Below are 18585 nucleotides of genomic sequence, written 5' to 3' on the forward strand. Positions count from 1 at the left end.
CCGAACTCGTCGGCGTATGGGGAGATGAAGCCCCAGCGGCGCGACCTCACTTCATCTCCTTGGCGAAACACTGGGCCGCCCGGCGAAGGATCTCCCGTTGCAGCTGCCACTCCTTCTCTGCCTTCAGCAGCCGGGTGTTCTCCGCACGCAACCGGGCCAACCCGCCCCTGGGAGCCGTCCTGCCCCGGACCACCCGCCGCGGCCTGACGGCCACCGCCCCCGGCCGCTCGCACCCACAGCCGCAGCGTCTCGCGGGTGATGCCCAGATCAGGTACCGGTCCCATAACTCCCCCATCACCGCGGCCGTATCCAGCAGATGGAACAGCAACGGGTAGGCCAGGCCGCTGAGCAGGCTGTACTTCCCCCACAGTGACAGGTCCAGGCCGTCCTCCCGGCTGTCCTCGACCACACCCATCCAGCCAGCCCCCTCCCCTGCCGTCCCGGACCAGGACAGCAGCCAGGGCGGCACCTTGCCATCCCCCACACCGGTGAACCGCGCTCCGCCCACGCCGACTTAATCAGCCGCATCTCCACAGCTCCCACCCTGCCAGCACGCCAACTCGGTCAACGGCACAGCAATGACTGCAAGGTTGACCTTGGCAATTGCTGCGCCACCGCGGCGGCACGCGGCTCATCACAGCGAACACAGCACCAGGCGCCCGTCACTCCCAGCGATTGAGACGACGCGAGCAAGCACCCCCGGGCCTCATGCGTAAATCGCTCTCCTCTCCAGGCAGTGCAAAGCACGCGTGAGGCGGCCTCGGTGATCAGTCAGCCAGCGCTGGTCCACAGCGTGTCCGGCCCGGTCGCCTCCGTCTTCATCGATAACACAGCACACGCCCGTTTAAGGGGTATATCGTCGTGGTGCAACGCGCTTCTTGGCTCGCAGCGGTCTCCCGCTCCAAGCCCCATTAACTGCTGACCAGTTCAGCCCGTGGGGGTCGTACCGTCTTCTCCACCACAACGGCACCACCGGCATTCCCTCCCCACACACCGCCCGACCGGCCTTCCTGCTCTACGGGCACCAAACGACAGGCATGCCCAGCAGAGCCATAGAAAGCAACCGAGCAGCCCCAAACACTTCGAACAGGACACCTGCCCCTGCCGGACTCACAGGATCACAGCACATCGCCCTCACGGCCGTTGAACCTGGCCCCCCATCCCCATCCCCTGCGCGTAGAGGTCTGCCCAGGAGGCGGCGCCGTGACGTCGTTGCCGATGTCGTGCCCTCCCCGCGCTCACGAGGCCAAGGAGGCGTTCCGCGCCACACCCTGCCTTACAAAAGTGGCAATTCAGACCTCCATCGAAAGGCTCCCTCTCTGAGTGAAGAACAGTAAAATCCCTTCCGGACAGCAACAAAACCGCAGGCATAAAAAGGGCGTTCCCCACCTGTGGGGGCTATCGACCTCGCTGGAGCGTTCCAGGCACGGCAGTTTGTGCGCTCCCCACCCCGTGGGGGTCTCTCCAGCACATCGGAATCGGTGAGCTGACCGACGGCGTCCCCGCCCCCAGGCGCTGGGGGTCTCTCGTTGGCCCGGGACGCCTCACTGCCCCGGTAGCCTCCCGTCCCCACGCGTGGGGGTCTGTCGACGGAGACGCCTCGTGACCGCGGCCACCTACCCTTTTCCCCACGCACGTGGGTAGCGCTAGCCTCCGGGAGCGCCTCGGCGGTTCCGTAACGCCATCAGCAGGAGCCGTCAAATAACGTCCCGCACTTCAGCGGCCAACCGTTCGGCGCTGCCGCGCGGGGTGGCTCCCAGGTCGAGGACGACGGCGCCCGCGCCGGGGCGGCGGGCGACCAGCCCGCGGGAGGCGAGCGCGCGCAGCGCACAAACTCCCTCACCCCAAACAAAGAACAGTAAAATGCTCTCCAGACAGAAGCAGCCGCCCAGGTCAACAAGGGTCCCGTCCCCAGGCGTGGGGGTCTATCTGTGAGATTGCAACACTGTGGTGTCTAAGGATGGCCCCGTCCCTAAGCGTGGGGGTCTATCCAGAAGATGAGCCAGGCCGAGCCTGCGGCAGCAGTCCCGTCCCCAGGCGTGGGGGCCTCTCCTCGTGATCCACGGTGAAGAGCAGGGGGCCAGCGTCCCGTCCCCAGGCGTGGGGGTCTCTCGATCGGACCTTGTGGTTGGCGCCCGAACGGGAAGTTCCTCCCCAGGCGTGGGGTCTCTCCTCCTCCGGGAGCAGGGAGCACAGAAGCTGGTGGTCCCTTCCCCAGCCATGGGGGTCTATCGTCGGTCTGCCAGCTCGATCCGCCACTCAACAGGTGCGTTCCCCACCAGTGGGGGTCTATCCCCGATTGGTAGCCGCGACGAGCCAGGACCACTGCGTGCTCCCCACGTGTGGGGGTCTATCCCTCCCCTGAGCCAGCAGGACCGTACTGACGAAGTACGTTCCCCACTCGTGGGGGTCTATCCGCCACCCCGCCGACTCCTCGGCGCCTGCGGATGTACGTTCCCACCCATGGGGATCCATCTCTGCCCGAACCGCTGACCCGCAAGCGCCGCGAGTGCGTCCCCTACCCGTGGGGGCCTATCGAAGGTCCGCCCGGCGAACACCGTGCCATGGTCGTGCGTTCCCCACCTGCATAGGGGCTTGTCCCGACGAAATCCTTGGGCGGCCCGCCGTTCAGCCCCCGACCGAACAGGGCCTGAGAGCTCCTCGCCCCCTCAACACTCCATACGGAAGGTCGTCTTCCGTATGGAAAGGCTGCAGGTCAGCACCCACATTTCTTATCAAAACTCGCGTCAAAGTGTCCTGCAGCTTCGCGGCTAAATGTCCACCCCCTCCAAGACGTCAACTATGGCAGAAGCACAGGTCAACACAGCTTTCCAGCTGGACACTTCCACGCGAACTATTCTGGTCACTTTCACGCGAGTCACCACCCCGCCTACCTGCGGAAATCGGGTGTGCGCCTCACAGATCTCACTCAGACCTCACAGGTTCGCAGTTGCAGAGCACGGGTGACACCGCCTTCCGGGCACCGGGGCGCCCCCGGCTGCGATTCGCACGCTGAACACAAGGAAGGGCCCCACCCGCGCTCGGGGGTGGAGCCCTTGCTGTTGTGCCCGTCAGGCGGCCGGCGAGGTCACCAGTTGCACTGATGGACCAACGCGGTCACCGGGTTCATGCCGAAGTCCCACGACACATCCCGCCGGTACCCCTCCAGGTCCCACGAATCCCCGCTGGTGTGCCCGCCGAAGATCTCGTACGAGTAGCGGGCGTGGCACGCGAGCTGCGTATACAGCGACGAGCCCTGAGCGTCGGTCAGCCCCTTCGGATAGGGGACCTTCTTGAACGCCTGATCCCACAGGGCGTCATAGTTCCGGTCGGCGTCCTCGAACCCGGCCTCGGTCGGGATCACCGACACGTCCGTACCACCGTCCACGAGGGAGTGACCGACCTCGGTCTTTTGCACCCACTCAGTGTTGGTGACGGCCTTGTAGCCGACGCACTCGCCCGTGCACACCGACAGGTTCGGGTGCTCGACCGGGAAGCCCCGGCTCCACCACAACACCGTCTGGTTCGTGGAGAATCCCTGAATGAACCCGTCGATCGCGTCGCTGCGCTCCTCGTCGCTGGTGGGGTAGCCGAAGCTGCCGCCCTCCCACCCGTAGCGGCCCCACAGCTTCCCGATCTCCCCCCACACGGGGTGCGCCCCGTTGGACAGGGTGGGGTGCCAATAGACGGTGCCGCCCTCGAACTGCTGTCGCTTGCCCTGCCCGTCGGCGTTGGTCAGCTCGTCCCCGACCGGGTAGCCGAGCTTGGACTTCTCCCAACCCATCGCCTCCCACTTGTCGCGGACCGCCCCCCATACTGCGTGAGCCTTAGTCTCCGGGGTCCAGTAGATCGAGCCGCCCGCGAAGTGGTTGTACCGGCCCCGGCCGTCCGGGGTCGGCATCTCATCCGTGGTCGGGCACCCGAGCCGGCCGCCCTCGCCGCCCAGCTCGGTGTACCTGATCAGGATGTCGCCGCCGACCTGACGCCCGCAGATGTCATCGGCGGCGGCCGGCGGCGCCTGCACGGTCAGCGCGGCCACCGCGGCGAGCGCGACAGTAGCGGCCTTGACCAGGGCGCCCGTACGGCGCGGCGCCCGAAGTGGTGTTCTCACGTGGTTCCCTCCGAGAGTGAAGCGCGGAGCGTAAGCGTCAACTATCGCATCGGCACCAGGAGTTGAGGAGCGGGCACCCGGCTCGACCGGCGGTACAGACGACGGCGCGCCACCGGAAAGATCCGGTGGCGCGCCGTGATACTCCTGGTGCTCAGCTTGACTCTGTCAGAGGACGGTGCCATGCAGGGCGAGGCGGTCCCCGGACATCGCGTAGCGGCGGGCGGCGAGGCCGTGCTCGAGGGGCTCGCCGATCTGCTCGCACAGCAGCTCCAGGACGTCGACGGCCTCGGTGCCGGAGAGGTAGACCGGGGCGACTTCGAGCATCAGCTCCCCGATCGCGTGCGAGCTGGCGGCGAGGTCGTCGACGACGCGGCGCAGCGCGGTGACGGTCGGGTCCGCCGGCGGATCGGCGGGCGGTGGTGGCGGGGCGGTGCGGACGTCGCGGACGGCCTGGCGGACCACCGCGCGCACCGTGGGCTCATCAAGGGTCTGCAGGCCGCTGTGGGCGAGCGTGGCGAGTCGGCGGGTGATCAGCTCCGCAACGTCGTCGGCGCGGGCGGGGACGGTGATCAGGGCGCGCTGGGGCAGCCCGTAGTCGAGTGCGACCACCGCGGACGAGCCGGTGTCTCGGCCTCACCCTCGTCGAGCGGGGCGACCAGGTCGCCCTCGACCGGCGGGCGGTCCGGGTCCTTCGTCATGGTCCCAGTCTCTCCTCCGCCGCGGGCAGCGGGAGCGCGAGACGTCGCTCGTGCGGGTGGCGACTCCTGCCGAGTGGCGACGCCGGGGCCCGGCACCCGCCGGCACCGGGCTGCATCACTGGTGCGGTGGCACCGTGGCGGGAGCGGGCAGGCGGCGCGGATGTCAAACCCAGGGCCCATCGAGGACGCCAGCGAAGATGAGGTAATTGAGGACTGCCGTGATCGGGGCGAGGAAGGCCAGCCACAGCCGGGCGGCCTCTCGCCGCTGCCACGTCGCAACGTAGTCGGCGAGCAGCATGCCGATCGTCAGGGCGAGGCCGAACAGGTAGACGGGCCACGCGATCTCGAAGTCTTCCTGGAAGCGGTCGTGCTCGGCCTCATCGCAGGAGTCGCAGGACATGGGGGAGAACGCGACAAGGGCGGTGGCGAAGAGCGCCAGGGGCAGGGTGACCAGAGTAGACATCAGCGGTGCGCTCCACCCTCGGTAGGTGCGGGTCTTCGGGCTCTCCTCGGTCATGCCTGGCATCCAACGTCGCCAGGCCGCAGGATGCATGAGCTGGTCTACTCAGATGACCCCGGTTTCCGGGACGCGGTTTCTGCCATCGCCGGTGCACGAGGCGGGACAGATGATCGCTCATGCTCAAGATCGATGCACTCCCCACCGAGTCGGGTCGGACTACTCATTTGCGCTGTGAGTAGGCGTGCTCAGGAAAGCCCGGTCGAGGTGCTGGCGATTCACCGGCGCCTTCCCCGCAGCTCCGCCATGTCGATGAACTCGCTGTCGTCGTACCCGGAGGCGGCGAACGCGTCGACGGACGGGGCGTGGGCGAGTCGGCCCTGCCAGTCCTGGACGACCTCGTACAGCCCGGCGAGGGAGAACGTCCGGCGGGATTCCTCGAGCGCGGCCGCCCACTGCCGCTCGAAGGCCGGCACCCACTGAGCGGCCCGCCGGTCGGCGCGCAGCTGGGCGAGGAGTTCGGCCGGCGCCCCGGGGGCAGGGGCGTAGACGGTGGCGGGGGCGTGGTCGGGCTGCGCGCTCATCCGGTCCTCCCGGCGGGTCGTCACCTCACCGTACGCTCGCGGGGTGGCCGTGGGTGCGGGCATGGGACAGAGCCCTTCTACCGGGTGCGCAGGGTGCGGGCGACGGCCTGGGCGTGCTGGCGCAGCGGCAGGTCCTGCTTGTCCCAGGTGGCCGCCATGTAGTTGAGGAGTTCGGCCGTGGCGCGCTCCGAGTCGCTCGGGTCGCTGGCGAGCAGCTTGTCGGCGGCGAGGGCGACGTCGACGGCCGGGGTGGACAGGTCTTCCGGGGCGAGGGCGTTGCCGCGGTCGACGTCCAGGACCAGGAGGTGGCGCACCTGGTTGCGGGACTGGATGGTGAGGGTGTCCTCGCGCGGCGAGTCCGCATCTGCGGTGACGAAGCCGGGGTGGTTGAGGATCGCTGCGGCGATGGCCTCGGTGAGCACCGGCTCGGGCAGCAGGTCGTCGTCGGTGGGCTCCGGTTCCTTGAAGGTCAGCGTGTAGTTGATGCCGGCCTCGGTGGTGAACCACACCGTGTCGCCGCCGGGATCGGCGTCCGCGGCGGCGAAGTGCGGGCTGCGGCGCAGCGCGTCGGCGACGCGGACAGGGTCGTGGTCGGCGTCGAACAGCGGGCTCTTGTCGCGGTCGATGGGCTGAGCCGAAGCTTAGTAGTTGTCACCGGCAGAGCCGGATGACGTGGCGAATGAGACCGAACGAAGCAGCGTGGTTGTCACCAATGAGGCACGCGGCTTGTCACACGTGCTCTGCCTTTCTCTCACCAGTCCCGCGACCAGTGGCTGGAGGGGTGCGCTGCCGTAGACGTTCTCCCTGCGGCCCGAACAAGATCAGATACTCGACCGGTCCGTCGGATCCGGCGTTCGCGACTCCGTGGGGGATGCGGGTGTCGAACTCGGCGGCGTCCCCGGCAGCCAGGACGAGGTCCTGGTCACCGAGTGCGAGCCACAGCCGCCCGTACAGGACGCACAGCCACTCGTAGCCCTCGTGGGAGACCTGACGTGGCCGCGCGGGCGGCCCTTCAATGGCAGGCAAGACATGCTTGTGGGCGTGCAGGCCGCCGACGTACCGGGTGAGCGGCAGCACCACTTTGCTGTCGCCGAAGCTCAGCGGCGCCGAGGTGCGCGGCTCGGCCGCTGGGACGAGTGCGGTACCGGCCAGCTCGTCCAGAGAGACGCCGTACTCCTTCGCCAGCCGCAGCACCACCTCCAGGGTGGGCTTGCGCCGGCCGGTCTCGATCCGCGACAACGTGCTCGGTGAGATGCCGGTCGCGCAGCTGATACCGGCGAGCGTGGCGCCGTGCTGCTCGCGTGCGGCTCGCAGCCTGGGCCCCATCGCCGCCAACGTGCCGTCCACCTCGTCGACTGCCACCGTGACCGTTCCTTCCGACCGCGCCGCTCCACCGTCCGTCCTGCGAGTTTGCCAGGATGGCAAGACCGATCGCGTCGGGTGGGCGTCGCGCCGCATGATCGATGGGTAGCCGCGTCTGCCCGCGAACCGAGGAGAAGCCCCATGCGATCCAAGCCGACCGCCGCGCTCCGCCACCGCACCGTCGAGGCCCCGGCCGGACGCCTGCACCTGGTCGAGCAGGGCACCGGTCCGCTGGTCCTGCTCGTGCACGGTTTCCCCGAGTCCTGGTACTCCTGGCGCCGCCAACTCCCGGCCCTCGCCGCGGCCGGGTACCGGGCAGTGGCGATCGACGTACGCGGCTACGGCCGCTCCTCCAAGCCCGCCGCGACCGACGCCTACCGAATGCTCGATCTGGTGGAAGACAACGTCGCCGTCGTGCGCGCCCTCGGCGAGGAAAGCGCGGTGATCGTCGGCCACGACTGGGGCTCCAACATCGCCGCCGCCTCCGCCCTGCTCCACCCGGAGATCGTCCGCGCCGTCGGCCTGCTGAGCGTCCCCTACGCGCCTCCCGGCGGCCCCCGACCCACCGACATCTTCGGCCGGATCGGCGGCCCCGAGCAGGAGTTCTACGTCTCCTACTTCCAGGAACCCGGCCGCGCCGAGACAGAGATCGAGCCCGATGTACAGAGCTGGCTCGTCGGCTTCTACGCCGCGTTGTCCGCTGACACCATGCCCGCCCATTACGAGCCCGACCCGCACTTCGTCGCCCTGGGCGGCCAGCTGCGTGACCGTTTCCCCGCCGGCCCGCTCCCAGCCTGGCTGACCGAGGACGACCTCGACGTCTACGCCGGGGAGTTCGAGCGCACCGGCCTGACCGGCGCCCTCAACCGCTACCGCAACATGGACCGCGACTGGGAAGACCTCGCCCCCCACCGCGGAGCCCCGATCACACAGCCCGCCCTGTTCATCGGCGGCACACTGGACGCCTCCACCACCTGGATGGCCGACGCCATCGACGCCTACTCCACCACTCTCCCCGCCTTGTCCGCCTCCCACCTCCTGGACGGCTGCGGCCACTGGGTCCAGCAGGAACGCCCCGACGAGGTCAACAGCCTGCTGACCGACTGGCTCGCCACCATCCACGGCTGAACCAGGCAGGCTACCTGGGCAGCTTGGCGGTGCGTTTCGGGTGGGTCGCGCCAAGGTAGGGCATGGCGGTCTGCTTGGTGATGCTGAACAGTTGCATCAGCCCGATCGGATTGGCGCTTTCGGCCGCTTCTTTGGGACACGATCTTGTCTCAGGCCACTCAATTGAGCCCGCGGGAAAGGGCTCCGCAGCCTGTCAGCGCTCTTCCGGAACCCGTGCGTGCTCCACTACGCCGGTGACAACAAACCTGCCTATGTGACAACTACCGTGCTTCGGCTCACGGCCGGGAATTCCGTGGTCACGCTTTCCCACTTTTAGTAGTCGAGATCCAAATAGTCGATGTCATTAATGGCTACGTCCGACAGTCCCATAGCGCGGCCACCACCGTCCTGGAAATAGACGTCTTTGAGTCCTTCGGCGATGATTTCACGCATCTGCTGGTCGCTGGCCCCGGTGTCGCGGGCGTCGAACAGGCGCTGCGCGTACACCGGGGGGAGGTGCACGGTGAGTCGCCGGAACCGTCCGTCGTCGGTCGTGCCGACCGGCGCGGTGTAGCCGAACCGGGCCCGCGTCTCCACCGTGACCCCGCCCGTGGCGGCTGCCTGCTTCCGCCGGCGCTTGCGGACCAGGGGCTGCCAGCGGGATCGGACTGCCGAGTCGATCTTCGCGGCGATGTCCTTCGGCGGGTGCTTGCGCTCGCCCTTGCGGTAACGCTCCACCGACCGCTGACTCACCCCGAGCTCCGCCGCGACGGCCTTCGTCGTCTTGAGCTGCTTCATCAAGAAGTTGATACGGCCCTGGAGGGTCTTGGGCGGCTCCTTGGTGAACGCTTCCCGGTCGGCGCGCTCGATCGCGTCGTCGATCTCCCCCACAGCTCTACTCCCCTTCGTCCAGGATGGCGTCGCCGCCCTTGATGTGGCGTGCCGGGTTGAGGCCCTGCTCCATCAGGTCGACCGCCCACAGCATCGACTGGACGCCCTCCAGCTTCGCCAGGCCGGGCGTGGGGCCGAGGCGGAAGCCGCCGGGCTGCGGCTTGCCGGATGTGGCGTACGGCAGGAAGTCCAGCGGGCTCTCCCCCGGCGAGGGGTAGACGACGCAGTCGGACAGCACGGCGAGCGGGTACAGGCCCGTCATCTTGGCCATGTTGCCCAGCTTGCGGTGCATGTTGACGCGGGCCTTGCTGATGACGGCGGCGCGGATGTCGGGGCGCCAGGTCGGGCGCTGCAGGGCCGGCCACCGCTCGCCCTCCTTGTAGGACTTGCCCTGGGGGCGCTCGCGGAGCTTGCCGACGCCCCCCTTCACTGTGGCCTTGATGGCGGACAGGACAGCGGCCAGGGCCGGGTTGACCTGCTTGTGCTGTTCCATCGCGGCGAGGAAGGCCCGGTCGTCCAGGTCCCGGGTGACACCGAGGTCGGCGAGGGTGTCGACATACGCGGTCTTGAGCCGGTCGTGCCACGGGTCCAGATAGGCGCCGGTCTCGCGGCGCAGGTACGCCTCGATCGGGTGGACGTCGTAGCCGAGCTCCTGGGCGTAGGCGACGGTGTGCGTCTGGTACCAGGCCGGGCCGGTCGGGCGGGTGCCGTCCGGGGTGAACGGCGAAGGCAGGCGCGGGTCCAGCTCGATGTGGCTGAGGTCGACCAGCCAGCTCCCGGGGATCTTCGGGTTGAACTTCGGGGCGTGGAAGTGGTCGGGCGCGGAGAGGCCGACGACCAGGCGGGCCGCAGCGGCGAGGAACGCCGTGTTCAAGTCGAGGCCTACGACGAAGGGCAGGGTGCACTCCTCATCGGTGAGCATGTCCACCGACCGCACCCACTGGTACGCCTCTTCGTTGAGGAACCCGCCGGTCCAGCCGGAGTTCACGACCACGGGGTGCTCCGGGGTGGCCTCCGGCGGCGCCGGGTCCATCGGCTCCGTCCCCAGCGAACCGGAGTTGTAGCCCGACACCCAGTTCCCGGTCTGCGGGTCCTGCACGGCCTTCGTCGGCGGGCGCAGCGCCGTCATCAGCTCCAGCCCGGACACGGCCGTGGAGCCGCGCGGGGTGATGACGCGCTGGGCGTAGACACCGAGGACGCGGGCGATGTCGGCCGGCTCCATCTCGCAGACACCGGGCCAGGACCGCTCATCGAGGGCGTCCCAGGACAGGATCGCCAGCTGCACGCACTGCCGCTCGCGGCCCTGCGCCTTGCGGTAGATCCGCGCCCACGGGCCGAACCCGCGCTGGGTGAGCTGCCACTTCGCCTTCGTGACCTGCTTGACGACCGGGTGGTCCTCGGGCAGGCGCAGGGAGCGGCGCTGCTCGTGGCCCTCCAGGCGCTCCGGCAGCCCGAGTTTCACGGCGGCCGACGCGGCGAGCACGATCAGCGGGTCGGAGTCCTTGCCGTACCGGTTGAGCTTGGCGGCACCGAGGCCGGACTCGCGCAGCGTCCACTCCACCAGCTCGGGGATCGTGGTGGCCGGGCAGTCGAGCACGATGCCGCCGACGCCGTACGCGGAGCCGTCGCCGTCCAGCACGGCGAGCGGGCCGTGCGGGAAGCGCGGGTCAACGGCGGGCTTCGCGGCCTTCTTCGCCGCCGGACGGCGCGACGTCGCCGGGCGGGCGGCCGGGCGCTCCGGCGCGGCCGCGACGACGGGCGCCTGGACCGGAGCCGTCTCCGCCTCAGACGTCTCGGGCGCGGCCGGGACGGGGAACGTCCCCGGGACCGGCTCCGGGCGGGGCGCGGCGGCCGGTGCGGTGGCGGCGTCCTGGGGATACCTCGCCGCCCAGCCCTCCAGCAGCCGCTGGTACGCCTCCAGGCGCGGCGGCCGCGGTGAGCTCCGTCCGTTCTCCCAGTTCTTCACCGTCTGCTCGGTCGTCTCCAGGGCCTTCGCCAGACGCAGCTGGGTCATCCCCGCGGCCTCGCGCAACCGTGCACGCTCCGCCGGGGGCGGGAGCTGCGGCTCCTCTTCCAGCAGTGCATCCACGGACGCGAACAGCTTCTTCTTCAGGTCCTCATTGCTCGGCACGTACGTCACCTCCACCTCGAACACTACCAGAAGTTTAGCGCTCGATTTATCCTTTGAATTTAACCCGATCCAGTCTTTGGGGTGGGGTGATCTTGACCGTCAGGCAGACGGCAGGGCGAGCGTGCGACGTGGCGAGTGCGCACGCCGACTCCACCCACGTGATCAGCGCGGTGCGCGATCTAAAACCGCTTAGAGCTGGCCAGGGAGGGCGTACGTGCGGCCCTGGAGGCGCTCGCGGTCGCCGCGCCTTCCTGATGGCCACGCAGATTGACGTGTTCCGAGTTCGCCAACCGCTACGGCCCGCGGGTCAACGTCGACTTGCGGCCTGATGCCCCGGATCCGCTGCTGCAGCGCAATCGGGGGACGTGACCGCTGATGTCGGTGGTGGGGGTCGGCCGGGTGTCCGGGAGTGTCCGGTCAGGGTGTTGACCTGGGCTGGGACGGATCAGGACGGTCCCGGACGGTCCCGGACGCCTTGATCTGTTGTGCGGGAAGTCGGTGGCCCGCGACGCTTCTCGTACCGCTCCGCAGCCGTTCGACGGCGCCCGGTGCGAGGGCTTCCTCCAGCAGTCCAGGACTGCGGAGTGAAGCCGGAACTTAAAGCTGTGGCGGGTTCGGCCGCCCGGCACCCCACCTTGTATCAGGAGGAATCCCGTGAACGTCCCTATGCGTAAGACAGGTTCCCACCGGGGGAGAAGGGCTGGCTGGTGGCTGGCTCGTGCGCCCCGCCGCTGGCCGGTGCCCTTGCGGATGGCTCTGGTGGCCATCATCGCCGCAGTCGGCTTCTCCTTGGTCGGGCCGGCGGCGACGGCCTCGGCCGCGCCGCCCCCGCCGAGTCCGACCTCGGACTCCTCCGATCGTGAGCCCAGCCGCTGGAAAAAGCTGCAGGGGCAGTGGAACAAGTGGCAGTGGAAGATGTACGAGTCCTGGGTCGCGGCCGCGCTGGACCGTCACGACCCGTACTACAAGTGGAAGCTGCCCTGGCAGATCGTTACCCAGCAGGTCTTTGAAAGGTTTGGGGGCGGCGGCACCGGCTTCTCGATCAAGGATGATGGGCCGAAGATTGTGAAGGGCGTAGAGGAGCTCCTCCGGCGGTGGAAGGAAACTCCCGACGGGCTGCGGCGGCAGGTCACCAAGCGCGGGGACAAGATCCACGATCTGAACCAGAAGATCGACCAGGCTCAGACTCCCGCCGAGCGGGAAAAGCTCGAGAAGGACTGGGAGAAAGCCCGCGGGCACGCCAGGTACGTGAACAAGGAGCACTGGAAGGTCAAGCAGACCCAGCCGGATGCGGAAAGCGTCGAGGCGAAGATCCGAGCCCTCGACACGAAGATCACCAACCTCAAGAACAAGATCAGCAGCCTGGAGGAAGAGACGAAGAAGTCCATTCCGAACCGCCGGCAGAAGCTGCAACAGCTGAAGACGGCCCGTGAGAACCTGACCCAGGCCACGACCGACCGCAGCCGACTCCAGGGACCGCCGGACGACGACGGCGACACCGGCGGGACGCGTACGACACCGCGCGACCCGAAGCAGCCCCCGAAGGGACCGGTCTCCACCGACCCCACAGCCACCTCGACCACGTCGAAGAAGACCACGGCCAAGGGGACCAAGGGCACAACCGCTACCAGGCCCACGATCACGCCGAAGGGGACCAGGAGCACAACCGCCACCGGCCCCACGACCACGCCCAGGGGAACCAGGAGCACGACCCCCAGTGGCCCCACGGCGTCCTGGAAGGGGTGGAGCAGTCTCAAGACGCCGAAGACCGGGTTCCGGGGCAGCACGGGCACCAACCAGATGGCTGACGCCATTGCCTGGGTCATCGCCGACGGCATCAGCCAGGACTACGCAGCCCACCTGGACCGCAGGGACCAGCAGCTGCTGGAGCAGGCACGCAAGGACCCGGCTCTGGCGAAGCGGATCATCGACGACTACAGCGAGATCAAAGACAACAACGACATCGAGGTCCTCTTCCGCAGCTTCGAATCCAAGGGATTCACGCAGGGCGCCACCCGCAAGGTCGCTCCTGAGCTGATCAAGTCCCAAAAGGCGCTCGACACCGCGAAAGCGGTCGCGGACAAGTCCAACGCGGATCCGCTGTACCAGCAGGCCCGTACCGAGTGCGGCGGGTACGACACCTGCGTCACCGAGCGCACCGACAAGCTCCGCAAGCAGAACGCGAAGGCGGTCGCGGACTCGACGAAGAAGGCCAAGGAGTCCAACGCGGATCCGCTGTACCAGCAGGCCCGCGTCGAGTGCGGCGGGTACGACACCTGCGTCACTGAGCGGACCGACAAGCTCCGGACCCAGAAGAAGGCAACCACCACCAAGACCACGACGCGTACCGCGGACGCCCACAAGACCACGACCGCCAAGACCGGTCAGACGAAGCAGCACAAGACCCAGAACGCCAAGGCCATCGCGGAGTCGACGAAGAAGGCGAAGAAGTCCAACGCGGACCCGCTGTACCAGCAGGCCCGCAAAGAGTGCGGCGGGTACGACACCTGCGTCACCGACCGGGTCGACAAGCTCCGCGCCCAGAAGAAGGCAACCACCACCAAGACCACCACGCGTACCGAGCAGCACAAGCAGACTCAGAGCAAGCAGTCTCAGAAGAAGACGCAGACCTCGGACTACCGGGGCAAGGGGGGCGTCAGGGCCTCGGCGGCCTGACACCAGCGGAGGCCCAGTGTCGACAGAACTGAAGGCCCGCCGATGCGGAGAAGCCCCGGCGGGCCGGGGGCGTGACGCGCCGGGGCTTCTGATGGCCTGCTCACGGGGGAGAGCTGCAGGCTGGCCTTCCACGCTGGCTGTTCCTGTCGACTTGCTGCAACGCGACAGACAGTTCGCCGGGGTCGACATAGCGGGGGAGGCTGCGGTGTGGCCGGCTGAGCCAGGTGGCAAAGATGGATCCCTGCTCACCTGCCGGCACCAGCAGCCAGGATCCGGTCGTCAAGAGGCGGGTGCCCTCGGCGGCGCACCGGCGGGCGGTGCCGGCAGGGACGTGGACAACAAGTTCCTGGCGAACATAGTCGGCCAGCACACCGGGTAGCCGCGGTCTATCGGGAGGCCGAGTCGGGTGAGGGCGGCCAGGCCGCGTTCCAGCGGCGCGACGATGACCGCGTCCCACTCCAGGCCGCAGTCGACCAGGATGGTGGAGTGCGGGGCCGAACTCCACGAGTCACCGAGTACGGCTTCAGCCACGAGGACCTGGCCGAAGAGGTGAACCGGGCCGCCGCCGAGCTGTCCGGCAAGCCGGGCCGGTGCACGGACCGGCACGTACGCCGCTGGGTCTCCGGTGAGGTCCGCTGGCCCTGGCCGGCGTATCTGCGGCCCCTGACGGAGATCTTCGGCCGGACCCCGCAGCAGATGGGTTTCGTGCCGCGTGGCGCCTCCTCGGCACTCCCGCCTACGGCCCGTTGCAGGGTGCCCGCGCCTGACGCGCGGAAGGATGGGGTGGAGCCGGTGCAGCGCCGTTCCTTCATCGCCGCCTCGCTCGCGGCCGCCCTCGGCGTCGACCAGCTGCCCCGCCGCGGCCGCCTCGGCGTGAGCGACGTCGCCCGCATCCAGCGCACCATCACCCGGCTGGACGCCCATTTCAACGGCCTGGGCGGCGGCGCCGTAATCGACGTGGCCACCGACTACCTGACCCGCCTGCAGCATGCCTCGGACCACTGCGCCTACGGCGAGCAGGTGGAGCGGGAACTGCACCGAGCCGTGGCCGACGTCGCTGCGTGCGCCGGCTGGTCGGCTCACGACTGCGGCCGCCATAACCTGGCCGCCCAGCTGCGCAACACCACGCTGCAGGCGGCACTTCTGGCCCGTGATTCCGTCTCCGTCACCCGTGCCTGGTCCGACCTGGCCGCCCAGGCCGACCACGCCGGCCGCCCCGCCGAGGCCGCCCGCATCAACCGCACTGCTCTGACCGAACGCCATCTGCGCGAGCACCCGCTGATCACCGCACTCCTGCACGCCCGGCTCGCCGACTACCTCGCCCAGACCGGCGACAGTGCGCGCATGGGCCGCCACCTGGCCGCCGCCGAACGCGTCTACGACCGCGCCCACCCCGCCGCCGCGGCGAGCTGGCTGGCCTTCCTGACCCCCGCCGAACTATCGGGCCTGGGCGCTATTGCCCACCAGAGCGCCGGACAGTACGCCCGGGCCGAACAGCACGCCGGCCAGGCCCTTGGCCTGCTCGCCCCCCGCTTCACCCGCAACCGCGCTTACTGCACGGTGCTGCTCGCCGAGCTCCAGCTCGCCCAGGGCCACGCGAGCAGGCCGCCGCCACCGCCAGGCGGGCCCATGGCCCGTCGGCGCAGTCTTAGGGCCTGGTACAGGCCAGCAGCGCTTCCAGGGGGCCGTGGGCGGTCTGGCGGAGCTGGGCGACAACGTCGGCCACCGGGTCGCGGGCGCGGCAGCTGCAGGAGCCGGGCAAGAGTGAAGGCGCCGGAGTCCTCAAGAGCCGTCCCGGCGAGCGGGGTGCAGGCGAAGCCGATCCGTGTGCGGGCGAGGACCTGATCCCAGGCCCATGCGATGAGCATGCCGGGCCAGGTCCTCCTCTTCGTCATGAGCGCGGTCAATCGACAGCGCGCGATTGTCGAGGCCGGGCAGCTGGCGTTTCACCGCCTCGTGATGGCGAATCCGAGCCCGGTCACCAGTACTGCTGCAGCTGTCAAGCCGACTCCCAGCGGCGCAGCGAGTGCCGGGTACTGGTAGGTGACGTAGACCAAAGCCATGACGACAATCAGGATCACGGCCAGGGCAAGCAACAACAGGTACACCTTTATGTCGTGATTCCGATCATCATGGTGCTGGGTGCTCGGGTCAGTGGCCATTCGGACTCTCCTTCGGGTTCAGGCATGCGGGAAGCCCTCTGCGGCATGGAAGTGAAGCGCCGTTCGGGTCGGAGTAAAGGGAGTCAGTCACGGCAACCTCCTCGGGGATCGAACTTCACCTATGCGGTGGGGCTTCAACTGGCTTCAACTGGTTTGTGTCGGCGTTCGTCCGAGTGGCCGAACACCTGCTGCGCGAGCACGCGTGCGTGGAAGGTCCGCGCGCCCTCCAGGTTGGGGCCGGACAGTGCCTGGTAGACCTTCTCCTGGACGCGCATGTACGGCAGCAGCCGCTCAGTCTCGGGCAGGTCGGGGAGGGCCTCCGAGGGGTGGTTGAGTGCGTCGCGCAGTACGTGCAGGGGCTTCCAGCGGCGGCCGAGCCGGTCCAGGACGCTGCGCAGGATGTACAGCGACTCGTCCCGCATCCCGGCCGACAGCAGTAACTCCCGTACTCCGCTGTGGAACTCATAGCCGATTCCCGTCTCGTCCATCGGGTCTGCCGCCCCGACCTTGCGCAGCAGCCCGCCCAGCAGGACCTCGGCGAGGTCGCCGGGGCTGCCCTGCGGCTCGTGCATGCCCTGGACGAACTCCATGACCGGGATGTTCAGCGGGGCCGCCGCCAGGCGGGAGGCCAGCTTGAAGGCGCTCGGCGAGGCGGTGGCGCGGAAGCGGAACACCCGGTCGCGGGCGCTGGACTCCGGTTCCCGCTCCCAGCGTTCGGCCGGCGCCCCGGGCAGCAGCGCCAGCGTGTCACGGCCGCGGGTCGACGGCTGGGTCACGAGTTGCGCCCAGCAGTGCAGCCATCGCGCTTCGAGTTCGAGCACCGGGACCGGCGGCTCGCCTCCGGGCCAGGGGGCGCCGTCGGGGCGCTGCCAGGTGCCGTTGGGCGCGCCCGGCTCGGGCACCCGTACCCGTACCCGCTCGGGGCTGAGCCCGGTGTGGTGCCAGTGGCCCTGGTTCAGCACGTGCAGGACGGCGACCGTGGCGTGCCGTGCCCAGCGTCCCAGCGCCCGTTTGCCGGTCTCGTCGCCCCACGCGGCGCCGATGCCGTCGGTCAGGACGAGGACGGCCCGCCTGCCGCGAGGCGGGATGCCGTCGATCGGCGAGCGGCCGCCGCCCCGGCTGCCCCGGCCGGGCGGTGCCCCGTCCAGGCGGGCCGCCGGTTCCATCAGGAAGTGGGTGGTCGCCGTTGATCCGGTGCACGCGGACGGTACAGAAGGCGCCGGTGCGCTCGAGAACGGTGACCAGCTGCCCGACCGTTTGCCGCCACACCACCATGGAGCTGCTGGAGCCCACGACCAGGACCATGTCCATCCAGCGCTCCCGCACCGGCATGCACCTGGGCAGCCACAGCCCCTCCCGCGCCGCCCGCTCGGCCGTGGTCTCCTCGTCGATCTCGACCTCGACCGGCGAGGGCGCGGTCCGGCGCAGCGGCCGAAGCGCCCGGGACAGGGCGCGCTCGGCGGTCGGCGGGGAGGCGGCGGCGAGCCGGGGGGCCGGGGTGACGACCTCGGCGGCGATCGCCTGCCCGGGGGTCTCGCCGGGCGGGGCCGGGGCGCCGACGAGCTCGATCGGGCGCGGTGCGCTCAGGACCAGGTCGCCCTCGGGCTCCGGCTCCTCGCCCTCGGTGTCCGGGGCCGGTCCCCGCGGTGGGTCGGGGGCGGGGGGCGGCTCCCCGGCGTTGGGCGCGGGGGAGGGCGGGGCCGGCGTGGGGCGGTCGGCCGCGCGGTCAGTCTCCGCCCTGCAGACCGTGAGCCATAACGCGTCGGCGATCTGCTGCCAGTCGAGGTCCGGCCGGCCGTGCTCGGTGGACGTGGCGCCTGGGTCGTGTGTCATGTCGGGCCTGCTGCATCCAGCCGGTGCCAGACGGCGTGCAGTAGCTCCTCCCACTCGGGACCCGGACGATGGGCCTGAGACGTCACCAGGTACACCGCGTTGAGCAACTGATCGGCCGCCAGTCCACCTTCGAGTCGGCTGCATTCGAGGAACATCTGGATGAGTTCCACGGCGCGCGGGTCATCCGCCCGGCCCAGGCGCGCGGCCACGATCGCGGCGAGCCGGTCGGCATCCGGGTCGGGCAGCCGCAGCTGCAGACAGCGGCGCAGAAAAGCGGGCGGGAATTCCCGCTCGTCGTTGCTGGTGATGACGACGACCGGGAAGGCGCGACAGCGCACCCGCCCGGCGGCGATGACGGCGCTGCGGTCGGGGTCGTCGGTGAGCACCCGCACGGCCGGGCGGCGGCTGCGGATGCGCACCAGCTCGGGAATGGCGTATTCACCGGCCTCGAAGATGTCGAGGAGGTCGTTGGGCGCAGAAGACCATGACCAGGGGTCAGCGTCGCTGCGCCGGGCCGCTACCGAGGCGCTGCACACCGCCTACCAGCGGCTCCAGAACGGCACCTTCGCGAGC

16 protein-coding genes are annotated in these 18585 nt (G+C 69.4%); 3 read left to right on the forward strand and 13 right to left on the reverse strand.

What is annotated here, in order from left to right; genetic code table 11:
• Window positions 1-46: 46 nt before the first annotated feature.
• The 8 genes from PV419_RS51325 to PV419_RS51360 form a co-directional block, all read right to left on the reverse strand.
• On the reverse strand, window positions 47-484 hold the full coding sequence (locus tag PV419_RS51325; RefSeq protein WP_319700982.1) for an HD domain-containing protein: 438 nt from the start codon (window positions 482-484) through the stop codon (window positions 47-49).
• Between the two features lie 2604 nt (window positions 485-3088).
• Window positions 3089-4111, reverse strand: coding sequence for an LGFP repeat-containing protein (locus PV419_RS51330; protein WP_319700983.1), 1023 nt, complete (start codon window positions 4109-4111; stop codon window positions 3089-3091).
• Window positions 4112-4276: 165 nt separating this feature from the next.
• Complete coding sequence (locus PV419_RS51335; RefSeq protein WP_319700984.1) at window positions 4277-4720, reverse strand: hypothetical protein; 444 nt, start codon at window positions 4718-4720, stop codon at window positions 4277-4279.
• Window positions 4681-4809, reverse strand: a complete 129-nt coding sequence (locus PV419_RS51340; RefSeq protein WP_319700985.1) for a hypothetical protein — start codon at window positions 4807-4809, stop codon at window positions 4681-4683. The genes PV419_RS51335 and PV419_RS51340 overlap by 40 nt, the downstream gene beginning before the upstream one ends.
• Before the next feature lie 163 nt (window positions 4810-4972).
• On the reverse strand, window positions 4973-5326 hold the full coding sequence (locus PV419_RS51345) for a hypothetical protein (RefSeq protein ID WP_319700986.1): 354 nt from the start codon (window positions 5324-5326) through the stop codon (window positions 4973-4975).
• Window positions 5327-5544: 218 nt separating this feature from the next.
• Window positions 5545-5850 carry a DUF6247 family protein gene (locus PV419_RS51350; protein ID WP_319701005.1) on the reverse strand — a complete coding sequence of 102 codons (306 nt, stop codon included), beginning with the start codon at window positions 5848-5850 and terminating at the stop codon, window positions 5545-5547.
• 77 nt (window positions 5851-5927) lie between these two features.
• Entirely contained in the window at window positions 5928-6359 is a 432-nt protein-coding gene (locus tag PV419_RS51355; RefSeq protein WP_319700987.1) for a hypothetical protein, read from the reverse strand.
• Window positions 6360-6579: 220 nt separating this feature from the next.
• On the reverse strand, window positions 6580-7212 hold the full coding sequence (locus PV419_RS51360) for an XRE family transcriptional regulator (RefSeq protein WP_319700988.1): 633 nt from the start codon (window positions 7210-7212) through the stop codon (window positions 6580-6582).
• 141 nt (window positions 7213-7353) lie between these two features.
• On the opposite strand from PV419_RS51360, the gene PV419_RS51365 reads away from it, so the two are divergent.
• The gene (locus PV419_RS51365; RefSeq protein WP_319700989.1) at window positions 7354-8340 is read left to right on the forward strand and encodes an alpha/beta hydrolase; all 987 of its coding nucleotides are present in this window, start codon (window positions 7354-7356) and stop codon (window positions 8338-8340) included.
• A gap of 312 nt (window positions 8341-8652) precedes the next feature.
• Here the strand turns inward: PV419_RS51365 and tpg are convergent, their stop codons facing one another.
• Entirely contained in the window at window positions 8653-9210 is a 558-nt protein-coding gene (gene tpg / locus PV419_RS51370) for a telomere-protecting terminal protein Tpg (protein ID WP_319700990.1), read from the reverse strand.
• A 4-nt stretch (window positions 9211-9214) separates the two neighbouring features.
• Window positions 9215-11365, reverse strand: coding sequence for a telomere-associated protein Tap (gene tap, locus PV419_RS51375; RefSeq protein ID WP_415925565.1), 2151 nt, complete (start codon window positions 11363-11365; stop codon window positions 9215-9217).
• Window positions 11366-12091: 726 nt separating this feature from the next.
• Between tap and PV419_RS51380 the strand changes: the two genes are divergently transcribed.
• Both PV419_RS51380 and PV419_RS51385 read left to right on the forward strand, forming a co-directional pair.
• Window positions 12092-14017, forward strand: a complete 1926-nt coding sequence (locus tag PV419_RS51380) for a hypothetical protein (RefSeq protein ID WP_319700991.1) — start codon at window positions 12092-12094, stop codon at window positions 14015-14017.
• A gap of 486 nt (window positions 14018-14503) precedes the next feature.
• A complete protein-coding gene (locus PV419_RS51385; RefSeq protein WP_319700992.1) occupies window positions 14504-15862 on the forward strand; it encodes a transcriptional regulator in 1359 nt (452 codons plus the stop codon).
• 101 nt (window positions 15863-15963) lie between these two features.
• Here the strand turns inward: PV419_RS51385 and PV419_RS51390 are convergent, their stop codons facing one another.
• The 3 genes from PV419_RS51390 to PV419_RS51400 all read right to left on the reverse strand — a co-directional run bounded on the left by PV419_RS51390 (window position 15964) and on the right by PV419_RS51400 (window position 18548).
• Window positions 15964-16179, reverse strand: coding sequence for a hypothetical protein (locus PV419_RS51390; protein WP_319700993.1), 216 nt, complete (start codon window positions 16177-16179; stop codon window positions 15964-15966).
• 134 nt (window positions 16180-16313) lie between these two features.
• On the reverse strand, window positions 16314-17345 hold the full coding sequence (locus PV419_RS51395; RefSeq protein ID WP_319700994.1) for an SAV_2336 N-terminal domain-related protein: 1032 nt from the start codon (window positions 17343-17345) through the stop codon (window positions 16314-16316).
• Between the two features lie 663 nt (window positions 17346-18008).
• The gene (locus PV419_RS51400) at window positions 18009-18548 is read right to left on the reverse strand and encodes a hypothetical protein (protein WP_319700995.1); all 540 of its coding nucleotides are present in this window, start codon (window positions 18546-18548) and stop codon (window positions 18009-18011) included.
• Window positions 18549-18585 lie beyond the last annotated feature (37 nt).

It is taken from the genome of Streptomyces sp. ME19-01-6 (genome assembly GCF_033793745.1).
In the GTDB taxonomy this organism is placed as follows: Bacteria; Actinomycetota; Actinomycetes; order Streptomycetales; family Streptomycetaceae; genus Streptomyces.

Coding starts and splice junctions, on each gene's coding strand:
- PV419_RS51390 (WP_319700993.1), bottom strand. CDS start 16,179: ATGGCCACTGACCCGAGCACCCAGCACCATGATGATCGGAATCACGAC.
- PV419_RS51340 (WP_319700985.1), bottom strand. CDS start 4,809: ATGACGAAGGACCCGGACCGCCCGCCGGTCGAGGGCGACCTGGTCGCC.
- PV419_RS51345 (WP_319700986.1), bottom strand. CDS start 5,326: ATGACCGAGGAGAGCCCGAAGACCCGCACCTACCGAGGGTGGAGCGCA.
- PV419_RS51380 (WP_319700991.1), top strand. CDS start 12,092: ATGGCTCTGGTGGCCATCATCGCCGCAGTCGGCTTCTCCTTGGTCGGG.
- PV419_RS51395 (WP_319700994.1), bottom strand. CDS start 17,345: ATGGAACCGGCGGCCCGCCTGGACGGGGCACCGCCCGGCCGGGGCAGC.
- PV419_RS51350 (WP_319701005.1), bottom strand. CDS start 5,850: ATGAGCGCGCAGCCCGACCACGCCCCCGCCACCGTCTACGCCCCTGCC.
- PV419_RS51365 (WP_319700989.1), top strand. CDS start 7,354: ATGCGATCCAAGCCGACCGCCGCGCTCCGCCACCGCACCGTCGAGGCC.